The sequence below is a fragment of the Streptomyces rubellomurinus genome (assembly GCF_000961885.1).
Classification (GTDB): domain Bacteria; phylum Actinomycetota; class Actinomycetes; order Streptomycetales; family Streptomycetaceae; genus Kitasatospora; species Kitasatospora rubellomurina.
The window spans coordinates 94,913-112,577 of sequence record NZ_JZKH01000003.1 but is presented as its reverse complement, the minus strand read 5'-3'; the positions used below and the strand labels follow the sequence as shown (position 1 = coordinate 112,577).

The 17,665-nt window shown below is 76.4% G+C and carries 19 protein-coding genes; 10 read left to right on the top strand and 9 right to left on the bottom strand.

The features are described 5' to 3' along the window. Position 1 precedes the first annotated feature (1 nt). Complete coding sequence (locus tag VM95_RS42245) at positions 2-199, top strand: hypothetical protein (protein WP_157881979.1); 198 nt, start codon at positions 2-4, stop codon at positions 197-199. Between the two features lie 7 nt (positions 200-206). Here VM95_RS42245 and VM95_RS02775 read toward each other — a convergent pair whose 3' ends face one another. After that, a complete protein-coding gene (locus VM95_RS02775) occupies positions 207-3,503 on the bottom strand; it encodes a sacsin N-terminal ATP-binding-like domain-containing protein (protein WP_078859536.1) in 3,297 nt (1,098 codons plus the stop codon). Between the two features lie 152 nt (positions 3,504-3,655). Continuing rightward, the gene (locus VM95_RS02770; RefSeq protein WP_045692350.1) at positions 3,656-4,537 is read right to left on the bottom strand and encodes a DUF3027 domain-containing protein; all 882 of its coding nucleotides are present in this window, start codon (positions 4,535-4,537) and stop codon (positions 3,656-3,658) included. Positions 4,538-5,107: 570 nt separating this feature from the next. Here VM95_RS02770 and VM95_RS02765 point away from each other — a divergent pair. The 4 genes from VM95_RS02765 (at position 5,108) to VM95_RS02750 (ending at position 8,700) form a co-directional block, all read left to right on the top strand. Continuing rightward, on the top strand, positions 5,108-6,457 hold the full coding sequence (locus VM95_RS02765) for an MFS transporter (RefSeq protein WP_078859553.1): 1,350 nt from the start codon (positions 5,108-5,110) through the stop codon (positions 6,455-6,457). Between the two features lie 84 nt (positions 6,458-6,541). Next, positions 6,542-7,075 (top strand): hypothetical protein, encoded by a 534-nt coding sequence (locus tag VM95_RS02760; protein ID WP_045692349.1) that lies wholly within the window; start codon positions 6,542-6,544, stop codon positions 7,073-7,075. A gap of 10 nt (positions 7,076-7,085) precedes the next feature. After that, complete coding sequence (locus tag VM95_RS02755) at positions 7,086-7,847, top strand: futalosine hydrolase (RefSeq protein WP_052707102.1); 762 nt, start codon at positions 7,086-7,088, stop codon at positions 7,845-7,847. Next, entirely contained in the window at positions 7,840-8,700 is an 861-nt protein-coding gene (locus VM95_RS02750) for a 1,4-dihydroxy-6-naphtoate synthase (protein WP_045692348.1), read from the top strand. Before VM95_RS02755 ends, VM95_RS02750 begins: the two co-directional genes overlap by 8 nt. A gap of 76 nt (positions 8,701-8,776) precedes the next feature. Here the strand turns inward: VM95_RS02750 and VM95_RS45055 are convergent, their stop codons facing one another. Next, entirely contained in the window at positions 8,777-9,160 is a 384-nt protein-coding gene (locus tag VM95_RS45055; protein WP_045692347.1) for a cold-shock protein, read from the bottom strand. Between the two features lie 474 nt (positions 9,161-9,634). Here VM95_RS45055 and VM95_RS02740 point away from each other — a divergent pair, with 474 nt between their 5' ends. Then, complete coding sequence (locus VM95_RS02740) at positions 9,635-9,865, top strand: hypothetical protein (protein ID WP_045692346.1); 231 nt, start codon at positions 9,635-9,637, stop codon at positions 9,863-9,865. Positions 9,866-9,872: 7 nt separating this feature from the next. On the opposite strand, the gene VM95_RS02735 is transcribed toward VM95_RS02740, so the two are convergent. Next, complete coding sequence (locus tag VM95_RS02735; RefSeq protein ID WP_045692345.1) at positions 9,873-10,502, bottom strand: HAD family hydrolase; 630 nt, start codon at positions 10,500-10,502, stop codon at positions 9,873-9,875. Positions 10,503-10,630: 128 nt separating this feature from the next. Between VM95_RS02735 and VM95_RS02730 the strand changes: the two genes are divergently transcribed. Beyond that, positions 10,631-11,626, top strand: a complete 996-nt coding sequence (locus VM95_RS02730; RefSeq protein ID WP_045692344.1) for an ABC transporter substrate-binding protein — start codon at positions 10,631-10,633, stop codon at positions 11,624-11,626. Positions 11,627-11,639: 13 nt separating this feature from the next. Here the strand turns inward: VM95_RS02730 and VM95_RS02725 are convergent, their stop codons facing one another. After that, positions 11,640-12,425: a helix-turn-helix domain-containing protein gene (locus VM95_RS02725; RefSeq protein WP_045692343.1), complete on the bottom strand. Its 786-nt coding sequence runs from the start codon at positions 12,423-12,425 to the stop codon at positions 11,640-11,642. A 69-nt stretch (positions 12,426-12,494) separates the two neighbouring features. Here VM95_RS02725 and VM95_RS02720 point away from each other — a divergent pair, with 69 nt between their 5' ends. After that, positions 12,495-13,082: a TIGR03086 family metal-binding protein gene (locus VM95_RS02720; protein WP_045692342.1), complete on the top strand. Its 588-nt coding sequence runs from the start codon at positions 12,495-12,497 to the stop codon at positions 13,080-13,082. Here VM95_RS02720 and VM95_RS02715 read toward each other — a convergent pair. The 3 genes from VM95_RS02715 to VM95_RS02705 all read right to left on the bottom strand — a co-directional run bounded on the left by VM95_RS02715 (position 13,079) and on the right by VM95_RS02705 (position 15,397). Further along, positions 13,079-13,534 carry a hypothetical protein gene (locus tag VM95_RS02715; protein ID WP_045692341.1) on the bottom strand — a complete coding sequence of 152 codons (456 nt, stop codon included), beginning with the start codon at positions 13,532-13,534 and terminating at the stop codon, positions 13,079-13,081. The genes VM95_RS02720 and VM95_RS02715 overlap by 4 nt on opposite strands. Then, the gene (locus VM95_RS02710; protein WP_045692340.1) at positions 13,534-13,764 is read right to left on the bottom strand and encodes a hypothetical protein; all 231 of its coding nucleotides are present in this window, start codon (positions 13,762-13,764) and stop codon (positions 13,534-13,536) included. The genes VM95_RS02715 and VM95_RS02710 overlap by 1 nt, the downstream gene beginning before the upstream one ends. A gap of 115 nt (positions 13,765-13,879) precedes the next feature. Continuing rightward, positions 13,880-15,397 carry an MFS transporter gene (locus VM95_RS02705; protein ID WP_045692339.1) on the bottom strand — a complete coding sequence of 506 codons (1,518 nt, stop codon included), beginning with the start codon at positions 15,395-15,397 and terminating at the stop codon, positions 13,880-13,882. A 205-nt stretch (positions 15,398-15,602) separates the two neighbouring features. Here VM95_RS02705 and VM95_RS02700 point away from each other — a divergent pair, with 205 nt between their 5' ends. Then, entirely contained in the window at positions 15,603-15,974 is a 372-nt protein-coding gene (locus tag VM95_RS02700; RefSeq protein WP_045692338.1) for a YciI family protein, read from the top strand. Beyond that, positions 15,971-17,212: an RNA polymerase sigma factor gene (locus VM95_RS02695; protein WP_045692337.1), complete on the top strand. Its 1,242-nt coding sequence runs from the start codon at positions 15,971-15,973 to the stop codon at positions 17,210-17,212. The genes VM95_RS02700 and VM95_RS02695 overlap by 4 nt, the downstream gene beginning before the upstream one ends. 50 nt (positions 17,213-17,262) lie before the next feature. Here VM95_RS02695 and VM95_RS02690 read toward each other — a convergent pair whose 3' ends face one another. Next, entirely contained in the window at positions 17,263-17,619 is a 357-nt protein-coding gene (locus VM95_RS02690) for a hypothetical protein (protein WP_045692336.1), read from the bottom strand. Positions 17,620-17,665: the final 46 nt, after the last annotated feature.

Here is a 17,665-nt window from a genome sequence, read left to right as displayed (position 1 = left end):
CATGACGCGTAGAGGCGGGGAGTTGGAGGCGTTCATCGCCTTCGTCGGCGGGGTGCTGGCGGCCGGGCTGGTGGCCCTGGTGATGGCGGGCATCGGCGTGCCGGTCCGGCCGCTGAAGGCGGCGGTGGCGGTGACGCTCGGCGCCGTCTGGCTGACCGTCACCACCACCGTCTACCTGCGGCTCAAGCCGCGCGCCTAGGGAGGGACTAGCCCTCGAAGTCCCGGGCCGCGGACAGCTCGTACGCGCGGTCCGGCTCGCTGAGCGCGGCCAGCACCTCGAACCGCCGGTGCCACTGCCCGACCGACCAGGCGAGCCCGGCCGCCAGGCCCTCCGGGGTGGCGGCGTGCAGCAGCCCGGGCACCGGCGGGACCTCGAACTCGTCGTCCTCGTCGGCGGCTTCGGCCAGCTCCGGGTCGTACGGCGGCTCCGGCGCCCCGGCCGTCTGGTCCCACCGCCAGTCGACGGCCGCCTCGGCGCCGTCCGGCCCGACGACCAGCAGCTCCTCGTGCTCCTCGTACGCGACCGGGCAGCCGGGCAGCAGCTCCCGCACCACGGCGGGGACCCGGTGCAGCACGCCCTCGGAGAGCACCCGGCCGCCGGCCACCTCGCTGGCCAGCGACACGTGCAGCCGCTCGGCGAGGTCCGCGGCCAGCGCCGGGGCGACGGGCAGCAGCGGGTACGGGTGCAGGAGCTGGACCAGGTCGGGGGCGTCGGCGACGACCGCCTCGGTGGCGTCCACCACCACGGTGTGGGCCGGGCGGCGCCCGGTGGCCGGGTCCAGCGGCGGCAACGCCCGCACCACGTCCAGCGGTTCGATCCGCTCGACGTCGACCCGGGCCAACGCGCTGTGGATGCCGTGCAGTTGGCGGTGCCCGACCTCGGCCTCCGGGTCGGTCATCCGGTCCAGCACCTCGTCCGGCCCGTGCGGCTCGGCGAGCAGCGCGGCCAGTGTGGTGCGCACCCCGAGGGCGTGCAGGAACTGCTCGTCCAGGGTGGTGCGCGCCTCGTCGTACAGCCCGCGCAGCAGCGGGTCGGCGCCGGCGGCGCGCAGCCCGGCGGGCTCGCGGCCGTCCAGCACCGGGTGGTCGCGCAGCCACCAGGCGGTGTACGGCGGCAGGTCGGCGTAGGTGCCGTCCGGCAGCAGGGTGCGGACGGGGCTGACCACGGCGTCCCGGTACGGCGGGCGGGCGAGCGCGGCCAGCGCCTCGGGCCAGGCGTCGTCGTCCACCAGGTCGAGGTCGCGGACGGCCAGCAGTTCGGCGGCGACCGGCGGCACGCCGACCGCCTGGTCCGCGTTCAGCGCCTCCAGCGCGTCCTCGGCCCATTCGGCGAGGCCGTCCGGGGCCTCGTCGAGCAGCCCGGTGGGGTGGCCGCCGGCCGCGCGGTCGGCGGGGGCGGTGGGGTCGAGCCGCTCCAGGTCGTCCGGGTCGAGCACCACGTCCTCGGCGCGGACCAGGACGAAGTCGGTCGGCACGCCCACCGCGGCCAGCACCTCGGGGCCCCAGCGCTCCAGCAGCTCCTCGTCCACCCAGCCGGCGTCCTCCTCGCGCGCGATCGCGGCGAACGGGCTGCCGGGCAGCAGGAGTTCGCCCGCGCGGGCGGGCTCGCCCTCGTCGTCGAGCAGCGCCAGCCGGGCCAGCCAGGGGTGTTCGCCCGGCTCGGGGGCGGCGGCCTTGACCAGCGCCAGGACGGCGTCGGCGAGTTCGAGCGCGGCGTCCAGGTCGTCCTCGGCCAGCTCGTAGGAGCGGGCGACGGCGGCGCGCACCTCGGGGGTGTCCAGCACCCCGGCCGGGGTCGCGGTGCCGGCGCCGAGCTTGGCCAGCAGCGGGTGCGCGGCCTCGGGGTGGGCGAGGCGCAGGTCGAGCGCGGCGAGCGCGCCGGCCAGCGACTCGGGGTAGCCGGGGAAGGCCGCCCAGTCGGCGTCCTCGGAGGGCAGCAGGACGCGGCGCGGCCCGGTGACCGTCCGCCCGTCCGCGAGCGGCACCGGCAGCGCGCCCAGCGCCTCCGGGTCGGCCCCGCCGAGCGCCGCGTACAGGTTGCGCCACCAGCCGGGGTCGCGGTCCAGGCCGCCGAGCTGGTCGACCACCTCGGCCAGCGGCACCCGTCGCACGTTCAGCACCCGCAGCTCGGTGCGGCGCTCCAGCCCGGCCGGCAGCAGCCCGGGGAAGATCGGCGCCAGCGCCTCGACCACCGATCCGTCCGCGCCCTCCAGCAGCGTCGCGTCCCGGGGCCGCAGCGCGGGCGTTTCCTCCTCGACCGGCGCGGGGTGCGGCAGGAACGGCGTGTCGGGCAGCCGGGAGAGGACGGCCGCGCGCAGCGCGTTGTCCAGCGCGCCCTGCCCGAGCGGGCCGGGGACGAGGCCGAGCGAGCCGAGGTCGGCGCCGCGGGCCCGCAGCAGGTCGGCGTAGCCGTCCGCGGCGCGCTCGGTGAGGAAGTCGGCGAGCGGGCCGGGGGCGACGTGCCGGCGGGTGGAGTCCAGCGGGTAGGAGGCGATCAGCAGCGCGGGCAGGCCGATCGGCTCGTCGCTGGGGGTGGGCGCGTGCAGCACCGGCGCGATCCCGGGCCGCTGCGGGGTACCGTCCTCGGCCACCGGCACCGCCCAGGTGACGGTCCAGTACGGGCGGCTGCGCTCCTCGGTGGGTCGGTCGGCGAGCAGCGCGGCGTCCAGGGTGCCGGAGGCGCCGGCGGTCTGCCAGACGGTGCGGCGCGGCAGCCCGGCCGCGTCGTCGGTGACGGTGACCTCGGTGACGCCGTCCGGGCGGGGCTCGGCGGCGGAGCGGGTGAGCGTCCGGACGCCCTCCGGGGTCTCCACCACGACCTCGGCCAGGCCGGGCAGGGTGAGCAGCAGCGCGTCGTCGATCCCGGCCAGCAGCCGGCGGGTGAGGTCCTCGGCGGCGGCGTCCCGCAGCGGCAGCACCACCACGGTGTCGTAGCCCGTGGGGGCCTCGCCCTCGGCCCCGAACGGCAGCCGCAGCAGCGGCACGTGGCCGTCCCGGCGGCGCAGCTCGTCGGCCAGCGCGGGCTGCGCCTCGGCGAGCGAGCGGGCCTCGGCCAGCGACCAGCGCACCCCGCCGGCGGCGCCGAGCACGGCCGGCTCGTCGGTGACGGCGAGGACGGCGGCGAAGCCGACGCCGAAGCGGCCCACGCTGGGCGCCTCGCCGCGCTTGGAGGAGGCGCGCAGGGTGGACAGCGACTCGACGGCGGCCGCGTCCAGCGGGGCGCCGGTGTTGGCGGCGGCCAGCACGCCGTCCGCGAGGGTGAGCCGCAGCCGCCCGGGGCCGTGTCCGGCGCGCAGCGCGGCGTCGGCCGCGTTCTGCGCCAGTTCGACGACCAGGCGGTCGCGGTAGCCGCCGAGCGCCAGTTCCTCCTCGGCGTTGGCGTCCTCCCGGAACCGGGCCGGCGAGGCGGCCCAGGCGTCCAGCACCCGCCGACGCAGCCCGGCGCACCCGAAGGGGTCCGCGAGGTGCTCGTCCGTGCCGCTGCCGATGATCCGAGGTTCCACGGGACCTGCCGCCTTCCGCCGCCCTGTACGTCGTAGGGGCATTCTTCCCTGCCCCACTGACTGCTCCGGACCACGGCCCCGCCGGAGCACCGCCGCGGGGAACGCCGAGGCCCGCCCCGCCGGATCGGCGGGACGGGCCTCGGGACGGAGCGTCAGGAGTGGCCGAGCTCCTCGGCCGGGGCGTCCGGCTCGACCGAGCCGGAGGCGCGGTCCGGGTGCAGCTGCATCGGCTCGACGACCAGCTCGTCGAGGATCAGCTCGGCCGGCGCCGGCGGGGCCGGGATCACGGCCGCCTCGGAGTGCCCGCCGCAGCCGTACGCGAAGGAGACGATCTGCCCGTCCGCCGGGCCGAACTCGTTGCCGCACACGCCGAAGGCCTGCCCGAGCGAGCCGCCGATCGGGATCAGGAAGCCGCAGCTGACGCACGCCGCGGGCGCGGCCTGCGCCATCGGGGACTGCGGGCCGTGCGCCTTCTCCCAGCGGTCGGCGGCCAGGTGCAGGCCGAGCCGGGAGAGCACCCGGCTGCGGCCCATGCCGAGCTCCTCGGCGACGGCGTTGATCTGGGCGCGGGCCGGGGCGGGCTGCACGTGCGGGTCGGTGACGACCACGTCCTCGTCGGCCACCAGCGCGACCGCGGAGTTCGGCGCCGGCTCGTCCTCGCCGCTCCAGCCGGGCTCCAGCCGCTCGTCGTCGGCGCCGGTGGGCAGCAGGTCGCCGGGGCCCATGTCGCCGGGGCGCAGCCGCTCGCTCCACGGCACCCACTCGGGGGCGAGGACGGCGTCGGCGCCGGGCAGCAGCACGACCTCGTCCAGGGTGACGTTCTTGGCGCGCGGGGCCCGGGCGACGGTGACCGCCCAGTGCCAGCCGCGGTAGGCGGCGTCCAGGCACTCGAAGGTGTGGGTGACGACGCGGTCGGCGTCCGCCTGGACCCCGAGGTGCGGCCCGACGACCTCCGCACCGACGGCCTCCTCGGCTGCCTGACGGGCGAGTTCGACGGCCTCGGCACAGAGCCGGTCGGGGGTACGGCTTCGCATCGCAGCACTCACGGCGTCGATTCTCTCCCAGTTCTTCTGTCGCCCACGGCGTGTTTGCCTGTTCCGTCGCGGCTCGGTGGTCCCTGGTCCATTCTGCGCGACCGTGGCCCGCCGCGGTACCGGCCGCGCCGCTCGTCCGGGCCGGTCGGCGCCCCGGCCGCGGGGTAGGACCTTGGGCAGGCTACCCGCCGGTCGGCGCCCGGGCACAGTCCGGGGCGGGCGGGCGGTCCGCCGGGGGCCGCGCCGAGGGCCGCACAATCCCGCGTCACCGCGGTGAATCTGGGGCAGGATGGGCTTGTGGCGGACGAGAAACCGTCGCAGCACGCACTGCGCGCCCCGCAGGCCGGCAGCCCCGACGACGCGGACGCCGTGCCGCGACGGCAGACCCCGGTCCTCGGCGCGGGCGAACCGCGGCCGGAGGGCGGCCCCGGGGCGCCCGGCACCCCGGTGAGCCTGGTCAAGCACCCGAAACCGGCCGAGCGGCCGCCGGCCGACGAGCCTCCTCCGGAGGAACCTCAGGACGAGGACCGGCTCGACGAGGACGCCCCCGAGCCCCGCCGCCACTTCCTGATCCGCACCGCCTCCGCCGCCGGCGCCCGCACCGGCAAGGTGGTGCACGGCACCGGCCGCCGGATCCGCCGCGCCACCTCCGCCGAGGGCGCCGGCGAGTCCGGCCTGGCGAAGCTGATCGAACTGCACGCGCTGAACTCCTTCGGCGACATGCTGATCACCGTCGCGCTGGCCTCGACCATCTTCTTCTCGGTGCCCACCGGCGAGGCCCGCGGCCGGGTCGCCCTCTACCTGCTGATCACGATGGCCCCCTTCGCCCTGCTCGCCCCGGTGATCGGCCCCCTGCTGGACCGGCTGCCGCACGGCCGCCGGGCCGCCATGGCGATGGCGATGCTCGCCCGCGCCGTCCTGGCCTGGACGATGGCCGGGGTGATCACCGGCGGCGGCCTCGCGCTCTACCCGGAGGCGCTGGGCGTGCTGGTCGCCTCCAAGGCGTACGGGGTGGTGCGCAGCGTGGTGGTGCCGCGGCTGCTGCCGAGCCGGCTGTCCCTGGTCAAGGCGAACTCCCGGGTCACCCTGGCCGGGCTGCTGGCCACCGGCGTGGCCGCCGGGGTGGGCGGGCTGCTGCACCTGATCGGGCCCGGCTGGCCGCTGCGCGGCGCGTTCCTGGTGTTCGTGGTCGGCACCCTGATGGCCTTCCACCTGCCGCACGAGGTCGACTCGGCGAAGGGCGAGCAGCGGGCCGTCCTGCACGCCGAGGTGCACGGCGAGGGCTCCCACCTCCTGCCCCACCGCACCCCGCCGGTCAAGGCCTCGCTGCGCACCGTCGGCCCGTCCGTGGTGCTGGCGCTGCGGGCCATGTCGGCGATGAAGTGGCTGGTCGGCTTCCTGGTGATGTTCCTGGCGTTCCTGCTGCGCACCGACCCGATCGGCGGACTGCGGCCGACCCTCGCCCTGGGCCTGGTGGCGCTGGCGGCGGGCACCGGCAACGCGCTGGGCTCGGTGCTGGGCTCCTGGCTGCGCACCCGGGGCCCGGAGGCGACGGTCACCGCGATGCTGCTGCTGGCCACCTGCGTGACGGCGGCGGCCGCGCTCTGGTACGGCGTGGTGACGGTGGTGCTGGTGGCGGGGGTGTCCGGGATGGCGGCCTCGCTGGGCAAGCTGGCCCTGGACGCGCTGATCCAGCGGGACGTCCCGGAGGCGGTGCGCACCTCGGCGTTCGCCCGCTCGGAGACGCTGATGCAGCTGTCCTGGGTGGCGGGCGGCGCGGTCGGCATCCTGCTGCCGCTGAACGGGGTGCTGGGCCTGTCGGTGGCCGCCGCGGTGGTCGGGCTGGTGCTGCTGTGGACGGCCCGCACCCTGCTGCGGGTGGGCCTGCGGCGGCGTCAGGCCGCGCCCCGGGTGGCCTGAGCGGCCGGCCGGGCCGCCCGCCCGGCAACACGCGGTGGCCACCCCCGCGTAGCGTGATCGCCCCGGCCCGGTAGATTCTGACCCATGAGCCTCAATCCCCGTGTCATCGCCGCCCTCGGCGCCGTCGTCGTGGTCGGCGCCGGCACGGTCGGCGGGTCCATCGCCGTCGCGTCCGACAAGCAGGAGATGAACGACCACCGCGTCACCCTGACGGTCGGCCGCTCCTCCTCGGCCCACGACCCGTTCTGCTACAACGACGGCAAGCCGCTGTCCGACGCCGACCAGGAGAAGTGCCTGGCGGACGCGAACAAGGCCTCCAAGGACGGCACCCTGCCGGGCTCCGACGTCAAGCTGAGCGACCGCGTCGGCATCGGCGTCTCCCCGCAGGTGGCGGACCAGGGCTGGATGGCGCTCAGCAACGGCGGCGGGGCGACCGGCAGCCGGCAGTTCCTGATCTCGGCCTACAGCAAGACCTCCACGTTCTCCGGCCTCCACCCGGCCGGCAGCGTGCTGAACAACAACGGGCAGCCGACGGTCATCACGGTGTTCGAGGGCGAGAAGGGCCTCGAGAACCCGACCGCCATCTGGTACTTCCAGCTGAACCCGCAGGACAGCTGACGGTCCTGCGATGACCGCGCAGACCGCGCCCGCCGTCACCGGCGCGCAGCACGAGCAGTCGGGCCCCGTACCGGCCCGGCTGCTCGTCGTCGTCGCGGTCCCGGCCGAGGCCGAGGCCGTCCTGCGCGGACTGCCCGGCCCCGCCGAGGCGCTGCCGCTGCCCGGCGGCGGGCTGTGGCGCTGCCCGGCGGCCGCCGTGGACGTGCTGGCGGCCGGCGTCGGCCCGGCGGCCGCCGCGGCCGGCGCCTCCGCCGCGCTGGCGGCGCGCCGCTACGCCCTGGCCGTCTCGGCCGGGATCGCCGGCGGCTTCGCCCCGCACGCCCCGGTCGGCGCCACCGTGCTGGCCGACGCGATCGTGGCCGCCGACCTCGGCGCCGAGACCGCGGAGGGCTTCGCCGACGTCGCCGAGCTGGGCTTCGGCACCGCCCGGCACACCCCGCCCCCGGCCGTCCTCGCGGCGGCCGTGAAGTCCCTGGACACGCCCGTCGTCGGCCCGGTGCTGACCGTCTCCACCGTCACCGGCAGCGCCGAGCGGGCCGCCGCGCTGGCCGCCCGTCACCCGGGCGCCGCGGCCGAGGCGATGGAGGGCTTCGGCGTGGCCGAGGCCGCCGCCCGGCACGGCGTGCCCGCCCTGGAACTGCGGACGGTGTCCAACCCCGTGGGCCCGCGCGACCGGGCCGCCTGGCGGATCGGCGAGGCCCTCGCCGCCCTGGAGCGGGCCTTCGCCGCGCTGCCCGTCCCCGTACTCATCGAGGAGGCCGGCCGTGGCTGAACGGCTGAGCATCGCGTACTCGCCCTGCCCGAACGACACCTTCGTCTTCCACGCCTGGGCGCACGGCCTGGTGCCCGGGGCGGACGCCCCCGAGGTGACCTTCGCCGACATCGACGTCACCAACGGCCTGGCCGAGCGCGGCGAACTCGACGTGCTGAAGATCAGCTACGGCGCGCTGCCGTGGGTCCTCGACGAGTACGCCCTGCTGCCCTGCGGCGGCGCGCTCGGGCGCGGCTGCGGCCCGCTGGTGCTCACCCTGCCGGGCGTCGACTCCCCCGAGGCACTGGCCGGCAGGACCGTCGCCGTCCCCTCCGAGCGCTCCACCGCCTACCTGCTGTTCCGGCTCTGGGCCGCGAAGGCCGTGCCGGGCGGCTTCGGCGAGATCGTCGTCCTGCCGTTCCACGAGATCATGCCCGCCGTCCGGGACGGCCGGGTGGACGCCGGCCTGGTCATCCACGAGGCCCGCTTCACCTACCAGCAGTACGGGCTGCACAGCCTCGCCGACATGGGCGAGGCCTGGGAGCGGGAGACCGGCCACCCGATCCCGCTCGGCGCGATCGTCGCCAGGCGTTCGCTCGGCGCCGAGCGGCTGCACGCCCTCGCCGAGACCGTCCGGGCCTCCGTCCGGCAGGCGTGGGCGGACCCCGCCGCCAGCCGGGAGTACGTGCTGGCGCACGCCCAGGAGATGGACCCGGACGTCGCCGACCAGCACATCGGGCTGTACGTCACCGAGTTCACCGAGGACCTCGGCGACGAGGGCTACGAGGCCGTCCGCGCGCTGCTCACCCGGGCCGCGGCGGAGGGGCTGGTGCCCCCGCTCGACCCGGGTGCGCTCGCGTTCCGGCCGTCCTGACCGGCCTCGGCCCTCGGACCGCCCGCACGTCTCACACCACTCGCACGGCTCGTACGCCTCGCACGGCCCCCGCGTCTCACACGTCGAACTGGTCGGCCACCGCGCGCAGCAGGCCGGCCAGCTTCTGGCCGGTCGGCTTGGCCGGGTAGCGGCCGTGCTGGAGGCCCGGCAGCACCGCGTCCAGCGTGGTGATCAGGTCCTGGACGATCGGCGCCATGTCGTCGGCGCTGCGGCGCTGGGCGGCGGCCACCGAGGGCATCGCCTCCAGCAGCTGCACGGCCATCGCCTGGTCGCCGCGGTGGCCGGCGACCACGCCGAACTCGACCCGCTGGCCCGGCTTCAGCGACGTGATGCCGGCGGGCAGCGCCTTGGTGTGCACGAAGACGTCGCCGCCGTCGTCGCGCGACAGGAAGCCGAAGCCCTTCGTCTCGTTGAACCACTTGACCTGGCCGGTGGGCATCTCGAACAGTCCTCGAATGGGTGTGAGGGATTCCCGGCCCGGGCCGGGGATCACGGGGTGATGGGGAAACTGCGGCCGATCTCGACTCGGCGCCCGCGGGCGCTCACGGTCGGCACGCTGTCGGGAGCAGACTAACGGTCCGTCACGGCCTCATCCGCGTACCGCGAGGGATCGGCGGTCCAGGATCCGCTCGGGGCGGTGCGGACGCGGGGATCTCGCGCACACGGGCGACCCGGTCCTGGCACGGCCGGGGCGCGGCTCTGCACTGTCCATCGGCTCACACCCCCGGATCAGAGGACACGGGGCGCACCAGTCGCACCCCTCGGCATCCCGGGCATACCCCCGCTCAGCAGGGATCAAAACGCATCGCTGCCGGAAAACTGCGCAACGTGACCGGTCCGCTCCGGCGGACCGGCCCGGCGGCCGCTCTGCGAGACTGGTGGCAGCACAGCCCACCCCGAGGAGCGAGCAGTCGTGAGCAGCCAGAGCGCCGACCCCGGCGACGCGTACGTCAAGGCCGGGACGATCGTCTTCGGCGTCGGCGCGCTCGTCACGCTGGCCACCTTCGTGCCGCTGTTCCTGCACCTGACGCGGCTGCCGACCGCCGCGTACTGGCTCAGCATGCTGATGCCGGCCGGCTTCCTGTGCGCGCTCGTCGGGCTGCTCCTGAACGCCCGGGCCCAGCGCCGCCGGGTGCAGCCGTAGCGGTCCCTCAGCCCAGGTGCCCGGCGAGCCAGGCCGGGAAGGCGGTGAGGTCCGCCAGTACCACGTCGGCGCCCGCCGCGCGCAGCTCGTCCGCGCCGAACGGGCCGGTGGCCACCGCCACGGCGACGGCGTCCGCGTGCCTGGCGCCGCGGATGTCGCCGAGGTGGTCGCCGACGTAGACGCTCGCGCCGTGCGCGCGCAGCGCCTCCCCCTTGGTCTCCGCCCACAGGTCGCCGACCACCGCGTCCGCCGTCAGCCCGGCGTGCTCCAGGTGGAGGACGGCGTTCGGCTCGTACTTGCCGGTGATGACCGCGACCCGGCCGCCGTGCGCGCGCACCGCCTCGACGGCCTCGTGCGCGCCGGGCAGGGCCACGGTCGGGGCGAAGGCGTGGTCGCGGTAGAGCGTGCGGTAGCGGGTCGCGATCTCGTCCAGGTGCTCGGCCGGGAACCAGTTGCGCAGCTCGTCCAGCAGCGGCGGGCCGAGCCGGGTGACCACCAGGTCGGCGTCGATGAAGGCGCCGGTCTCGGCGGCGAGCGCCAGGTAGGTGGCGTGGATACCCGGCCGGGTGTCCAGCAGCGTCATGTCGAGGTCGAAGCCGACGGTGAGCGGGGCGGGCGCGGACGAGGTATCGGGCATGCCGCCAGGCTATCCAACCGATCGCCGCACCCGCCCCGGGCGCCGATCGGGCACTTAGCGGAAATCCACCCACCAATCCGGACATAATCGACGCACCCCGAAGCCCCGGCCGCCCGAGGACCCCGCCGATGCACCGCACCGCCCGCCGCACCCAGCTCACCCGTCGCGCCCTGCTCGCCGGCCTCGGCGCGGCCGCCCTGGCCGGGTGCACCGGACGGCATCCGGCCGCGCCGACCACGGACGGCGTGGAGACGGCGGCGCAGCCCTCCCCCGCCCCGCTGCCGCAGGTCACCGTGACCGCCGCGACCGGCCCGGTCCTGGTCCCGGGCGCGCCGATGCGGGTGGTCGTGCTGGACACCGACGCCCTGGACTCGGCGCTGACCCTCGGCATCACGCCGGTCGGCGCCGCGCTCCCGGCCGGGGACACCGGCTTCCCGGACTACTGGCCGGCCTCCCGGGTGGCCGGCATCCGCCTGGTCGGCCCGGCCGGCGCCCCCGACCTGGCCGCCGTCCGCGCGCTGCGGCCGGACCTGCTGCTCTCCAACCAGACCCGCGACGGCGACCGGTACGAGCAACTGCGGGAGATCGCCCCGACCGTGCTCAGCCAGACCACCGGGGCGCCGTGGAAGGCCGACTTCCAGCTGCACGCGCAGGCGTTGAGCCGGGAGGCGGCCGCGGCGGCCTTCGTCGCCGCGTACCAGAAGCACGCGGGCCAGGTGGCGCAGGCGCTGTCGGCGGCCAAGCTGTCGGGGCGCAAGGTGAGCCTGGTGCGGTTCACGGCGGGCGGCGGGGTGCGGATGTTCGGGCGGCAGAGCTTCCCGGGGATCGTGCTCGCGGACGCGGGGGTGGCGCGGCCGGACGCGCAGAACACCGACCAGTCCGACGTCGAGCTGCCGCCGGACCAGCTCGCGCGCGCGGACGGCGACCTGCTGCTCTACGCCACGTACGGCGATCCGGCCGCGGCGGGCACCGCGGCGGTGCTGGCGAGCCCGGGCTGGCAGGCGCTGGGGGCGGTGCGGGCGCACCGGGCGTTCCCGGTGGACGACCAGCTGTGGTTCCAGGGCATGGGGTACACGGCCGCCAACTTCGTGCTGGACGAGCTGCAGCGCCTGCTCGGGGCCTGAGCCGGCCGGCGCCTCAGCGTGAACCCGCGTAGCGGGCCGGGGAGATGCCGACCGCGGCGGTGAAGTCCCTGGTGAGGTGGGCCTGGTCGGCGTACCCGAGCTCGGCGGCGAGCGCGGCCAGGTCCAACTCGCCGCCGGAAACCGCCCGTTGCGAGGCCTCGTGCAGCCGGGCGCGGCGCAGCACCCACTTCGGGGAGGCGCCGACGTACTCGGCGAACAGGCGCTGGAGGCGGCGCACGGGCAGGCCCGACTCCCGGGCCAGTTCGTCGACCCGGCGCAGGTCCGGCGAGCGGGTGATCCGGTCGACCAGGGCGGCGGCCTCCTCGGCGAGGGGGTCGGGCGCGGGCAGCCGGGGGCGGAGGAAGGCGTCGACGCGCCCGGCGTCCGGCGCACCGTCGACCAACTCCTCGTTGAGCCGGTCGACTTCGGGCCCGAAGTAGTCGGCGGCGGGGACGGACCGGTCGGCGAGGTCGCTCACCGGGTGCCCGGCGAGGCCGCGGAACGCGCCGGGGAGGAACCGGACGCCCAGCACGTGCCCGGCGCCCTCCAGCCGGCGGACGAACAGCGAGCGGTCCACCCCGTACACCCGGGCCCGGGGCGCCTCGAGGACCAGGTGGACGTTGGGGTGGGAGAGCACCTTCTGCTCGTACGGGGCACGGCCGTTCAGGTCCCAGCGCACCAGCCAGTAGTACTCGACGAACCGCGCCACCTCGGGGTGCGGGGCGAGCCGCTCGACGGTGATCAGTTCGGCGGCCCGGGCGGGGTGGAGCACGCCGCGGCCGAGCTCGGGTGAGTCCATGACCGCCAGCGTAGGACGTGTCGCGTTTCTTCAAGACCGGGCGGCACCGGCCCGCGCAGGATCGGGGGCATGACCGTTCACCCGATGCACCCCTTCCTGGCCCGCGCCGCCGCCCTCGCCGCCGGAGCGGCCGCCGCCGTCCCGGCCGGGCAGCCGCTGGACGCGCCGACTCCCTGCACGGAGTTCGACACCCGGGCGCTGATCAACCACTGGGTGCTGTACACCGGGCACGGCCTGGAGCACCGGGCCCGGCGCACCGAGCTGCCCGGGGAGCTGATCGCCCGCGACTTCGCCGCCGACGCCGACTGGCGCGCGGCGTACGCGGCGCAGCTGGAGCGGGCCGCCGCGGCCTGGGAGGCACCGGCCGCGTGGGAGGGCGAGGTCGACCTCGGCGGGTCGCCGGTGCCGGCGGTGGGGATCGCGCGGATGCTGCTCCTGGAGCTGGTGCTGCACGCCTGGGACGTCGCCGTGGCGACCGGCGGGCAGGTCGCGGTCGACGACGAACTCGCCGCGCTGGTGCGGGAGATCGCCGAGGAGAACGCCGAACTGTACCGCCAGTACGCGGGCTTCGCCGGGGCGGTCGCGCTGCCGGAGGGCGCCTGCGCGTGGGAGCACGCGCTGGCCGCCTCCGGCCGCGACCCGCGCTGGAAGGCCTAGCCCGGGAAGGCCTGGCCCGGGGAGGCCTCGCCGGCCTCCTGCGAGGTGGTGTGCACGACCCGGTCGCAGACGTGGCACACGGCGGGGCCGCCCTGCCGCCACCAGCGGCAGGTCGGGCGAACGGCGCACGGCGGCAGCGGGCCGCCCAGGCCGTCCGCGCCGACCTCCTGCGCGGCGCCCGCCAGCGCGTCGCCGATCGAGCACCGCTCCGCCACCCACTGACCGCAGGCCGCCCCGACGCAGGGCCCGGCGAAGCGGAATCGCGCCTCCGGCGGGCGCAGGCCGGGGGCGGCGGCCCGGGCCGCGAACTCGGCGTCCACCGTCAGCGGCCGACGCAGCGCGGCGACGGTCCCGTCCGGCCGGACGATGCCGAGCAGCAGGTGGCCCGGAGCGCAGAGACTGCTCGGGCACGTCACCCCTGCCCCGGCCGCCCCGGCCTCGGCGTCGCCCACTACTTCTCCGGCGCCATGACGATCCCGATCGGACCCGGCCGCTTGATCACCGCCTCCACCGCGTCGCGCAGGCCTCCGTGCTCGCCGAACGGCACCTCGTGCAGCGGGTGTGCGAGGTCGAGCGACGCGACCTCGCTGAGGACGGCCCTGCGCACCGCCTCACCGATCCGCTCCAGCACCTCGTGCGGCAGCTCCCCCTGGACGGTGACCCGCAGTCCTTCCTTGGCCATGGCGTTTCCTTCCCTCGGAACGGTCGGCCGGCGGCCCGACGGCGCCGGCTCACCGACGACGCTGTCACCGGGCCCCGGGCCGGGCGAGCGCTGCTGGCCGATTGGAGTGAGCCGGCTACGGCCTCGCGGCGCGCTCGGCCTCGGGGGCCCGAACGGCTTCGGGAACACCCGCCGTCCGGGCTCCCGGCCGCAGGGCGAGGACCAGGACGGCCAGCCCCGCGAAGATCGCCGCCGCGACGAGGCCGGTGACGTGCAGGCTCGCGGTGAACGCCGCCCGCGCGCCGCGCAGCAGCTCCGCGCCCCGGTCGGCGGGCAGGTGCTCGGCGGCGGCGAGCGCGCCGGCCAGCGAGTCCGAGCCGCCGGCCGCCCGGTCCCGGTAGACCACCGCGGCGAGCACCCCGAGCAGCGCGAAGCCGAGCGAGCCGCCGAAGTAGTTGCCGGTCTCCGACATCGACGCGGCCGAGCCGGCCCGCTCGGGCGGCACGGACCTCATGACCAGCCCGGTGCCCAGCGCGAACAGCGGCCCGGTGCCCAGCGCCAGGACGGCGATGCCGGCCATCACCAGCGGCAGCGAGCCCGGCCCGTCGACGCCGACCAGCAGCAGGGCGCCGAGCGCCGACACCGCGAGGCCGCCCGCGATCGCGGTGGTCTGCGGCACCCGCTCGGCGAGGGCCGGCGCCGTCATCGTCCCGACCGCGACGCCCAGGCCCATCGGGGCGAACAGCAGCGCCGACACGACCGGGGAGTGGCCCAGTACGCCCTGCAGGTACTGGGTCACCAGCAGGCCCGTCCCGGCCATCGCGACACCGGCGAGGACCAGCGAGACCAGCACCGCCGCGAACGGGCGGCCGCGCAGCAGGCGCAGGTCCAGCAGCGGGGTCTCCAGCCGCAGTTGCCGCCGGACGAAGACGGCGCCGACCGCCGCGCCCAGGACCAGCGCCGCCGCCGGGACGACCGCCCCGCCCGAAGTGCCCCGCACGGCCAGCTGCTTGATGCCGTAGACCATCGGCAGCACCGCGGCGAGCGACAGCGCGACGCTGGTCGGGTCGAGCCGTCCGGCCGCGCCGCCCCGGAACTCCGGCAGCACGAACGGCCCGGCGAGCAGCAGCACCGCCATCGGCGGGACGGCGGCCAGGAAGACCGACCCCCACCAGAAGTGCTGCAGCAGCAGTCCGGCCAGCACCGGCCCGGCCGCGCCGCCGGCGAACTGGCAGGTGGCCCACAGCGCGATGGCCCGGCCGCGCTCGCGGTCGTCCCGGAACAGGTTGGTGATCAGCGCGAGGGTGGACGGGGCGAGGGTCGCCCCGGCGACGCCCAGCAGCGCCCGGACGACGATCAGCATCAGCGGCCCGGCCGCGAAGGCCGCGACGACGGACAGCGCCGCGAACGCCGCCGCGCCGCCCAGCAGCAGCCGGCGGCGGCCGATCCGGTCGCCGAGCGTGCCCATGGTGATGACCAGGCCGGCCACCATCAGCCCGTAGCCGTCGCTGATCCACAGCTGCTGGACGTTGTCGGCCCCCAGGTCGGCGCTCAGCCGGGGCAGCGCGAGGAGCAGTGCCGTCGTGTCCATCGCGACGATCAGGGTCGGCAGCATGAGGACGGCCAGTCCCAGCCGTGCCCGGGTGACTCGCATCTCGGGAACTCCGTGTTCTCTCGGGTCGTGGAGCGTTCGGACCGGGGTCGGAGCGGCCGGGCGTTTCTTGACACCGGCGCGGCCGGCCGCGGTGACCGGAAAAGTCGTGGGAGATTTCCGCCGCGGGACGTCAAGAAGGCGGCGGCCGCTCCGACCACCCGTCGAAGGGCCCCGCCGGGGCCCGCGCACCCGAGGGAGTCCCGAGATGAAGTTCCTGATCAGCCTGCACATCAACCCGGCCGTGCTGGAGGCGCTGACCGACGAGGAGAAGGCCGCGATCGGCGCCGGCCACGGCGCGTTCATCGAGGACCTGAAGGCGTCCGGTGAGCTGATCACCACGCAGGCCCTGGTCGACCCGGCGCAGGCGGCCGTGGTGACCGTCCGCGGCGGGCAGCCGGTCGTCACCGACGGCCCGTTCCTGGAGGCCAAGGAGTTCCTCGGCGGCTTCTACCTGGTCGACTGCGAGGACCGGGAGCGCGCGATCGAGCTGGCCGCGCGCATCCCGGACGCCGCCGTCGAGGGCCTGGGTGTCGAGGTGCGGCAGGTGATGTTCTCCGACGGACACTTGGAGGCATGACAGCACCGGACTTCGAGGGCCTGCTGCGCGAGCTCGCGCCGCAGGTCCTCGGCACCTTGGTACGCCGCTACGGACAGTTCGAGGGCTGCGAGGACGCCGTGCAGGAGGCCGTCCTCGCCGCGACCGTCCAGTGGCCCGAGGAGGGGGTGCCGGGCAGTCCGCGCGGCTGGCTGGTGACGGTCGCCTCCCGGCGGTACGTCGACCAGCTGCGCAGCGACCACGCGCGCCGCGCACGCGAGGCGGCGACGGCCGCCGAACCCGCACCGCCCGAGGACGTGCCGGACACCGACGACACGCTGCTCCTGCTGTTCCTGTGCTGCCACCCCACGCTGACCGCCGCCTCCCGGACGGCGCTCACCCTGCGGGCGGTCGGCGGGCTGACCACGGCCGAGATCGCCCGCGCGTTCCTGGTGCCGGAGGCGACGATGGCGGCCCGGATCAGCCGGGCCAAGCAGCGGATCCGGGCGGCCGGCAGCAGGTTCGAGCTGCCGGCCGGCCCGGAGCGGGAGGAGCGGCTGCGGGTCGTCCTCCAGGTGCTCTACCTGATCTTCAACGAGGGCTACACCGCCTCCTCGGGGACCGACCTCACCCGCCCGGACCTCGCGGGCGAGGCGATCCGCCTCACCCGCCTGGTGCACGCGCAGCTGCCCGAGGACGGCGAGGTCTCCGGGCTGCTCGCGCTGATGCTGCTCACCCACGCCCGCCGGGCGGCCCGGACGACGGCCGCCGGGGACCTGGTGCCGTTGGCCGAGCAGGACCGCACGGCGTGGGACGGCGCGATGGTCGAGGAGGGCACCGCCCTGGTGAAGGCCTCGCTGGCGGGCCCGGTGCTCGGCCCGTACCAGCTGCAGGCCGCGATCGCGGCCACCCACGCCGACGCGGCCGAGGCCGAGGAGACCGACTGGCGGCAGGTGCACGCGCTCTACCTGATCCTGGAGCGCATCGCGCCCAACCCGATGGTCACGCTCAACCGGGCGATCGCCCTGGCCGAGGTGGCGGGCCCGGACGCCGGGCTGGCCCTGCTGGCGGCCCTGGACGGCGACGCGCGGATGGCCGGGCACCACCGGCTGCTCTCCGTCCGGGCGCACCTGCTGGAGCGCACCGGCGACACCGCCGGGGCGTACGAGCACTACCTGCGCGCCGCGAAGGCCACGGCCAGTCTCGCCGAGCGCCGGCACCTGGAGGCCCGGGCCGGGCGGGTACGGCCCGTCTCACCGGAGGCGGAGCGGCCTCGCTGAGTTCCTGAGCGCGCTCACGGGCGCGCTCGGGAGCACGCCGACGCTGCCGGTCAGCACTCCCGCAGCCCGGGAGCCGGGTCCTGACCGGTGGAGACGTCGACGGCGGGCACATTGCCCCAGGCGCCGTTGTCGAGCTCGGTCCAGTACCAGATGTCGTTGCCGCCCGGGTGGGGGTCGCCGTGGCCCCAGCACTGGAACCAGCTGAAGGTGCCGTTGAGCTGGCCGCGGGTCGCCGAGCGGTAGGAGCGGTCCGCATAGCCCTTGGCCCCGGCCTTGTTGCCGCAGTACAGCCTCCCGTCCGAGCGGACACCGCATTCGGCGGCGGAGGCCGGGAGGCCGAACGTGGCCAGGCCGGCCGTCAGTGCGGCGGTCAGGGCGAGGACGGCGATGTTCTTGCGCACGTTCACATGTGGTCCCTGCGGGTGAGGCGCCTTCGCGCGGTGGCGGTCGCGC